The sequence below is a fragment of the Vibrio sp. 1078-1 genome (genome assembly GCF_033340475.1).
Genome location: NZ_JAWOWM010000157.1, coordinates 1 through 882 on the forward strand (window position 1 = coordinate 1; position 882 = coordinate 882).

Consider the following 882-nt stretch of genomic DNA (forward strand, 5'->3'; position numbering starts at 1 on the left):
ACTGTTTTTCCTGATTTCTGGTTTGTCTTGGGCTGGAATTTGGGGTGCAAAGATGGTTCAAGCTTGGAACACGTTTCCGACCTATTACACTTGGGGTGAAAAGCCAGAGTCGACATTGACGCATAAGGATCTTAACCACGGTTCGTCAGAAGAAATGCCGTGGAACTTAGAGCTTGCTGTCGTACCTGAATCGAAAGATAAACCCGCCCATGATCACGCGAACATGGAAAAGGGGGCGTCTTATACGGCGAGCCATCGCGCGTTATCGATTGACGACATTATTCTTAAAGCCGAAATGATGGGCTTTACCAGCTACAAAGTATTCTTGCCTCGTTCAGATGACGGTGTTTACACCGTTGCAGCCAACTCAATGGGAGGGGACATCTCTGACCCAAGACAAGATCGAACCAGCCATTTTGACCAATACTCAGGTCGTTTGCTGGTGGATGTGACTTGGCAGGATTACAGCTGGTTTGCCAAGTTAATGGCTGCGGGTGTCTCACTTCACCAAGGAGACGTAAGCATCATCAACAAGGCGTTGAATGTGCTGTTCTGTCTGGCATTTATTCTGATTGCTATTTCCGGAGTGGTGATGTGGTGGTTACGTCGACCAAGTCGCAGCGCATCGCTTGGCGCGCCGCCACAATTTCAACATGACGGAGTGTGGAAATGGGGGTTAGCCACATTGCTTGCCATCTGTGCCGCGTTCCCGATGGGCGGTTTAGCCATTGTGAGCGTTTTGCTGTTGGACTGGTTGGTGTTCAACCGTGTCGAGAAGCTAAAAGCAGCACTGAACTAAGGTGTCGTATTGGTATAAAACAAGAGCCAGCGAATTGCTGGCTCTTTTTACTTCTGATAACGCTCCAATGGTAAGCCATCGGG

The 882-nt window shown here is 49.1% G+C and carries 1 protein-coding gene; it reads left to right on the plus strand.

The annotated features are described in order from the left end of the window. Nucleotides 1–799, plus strand: a 799-nt coding sequence (locus R7190_RS26290) for a PepSY domain-containing protein (RefSeq protein ID WP_318137730.1), incomplete at its 5' end; no start/stop codon positions are given. Nucleotides 800–882 lie beyond the last annotated feature (83 nt).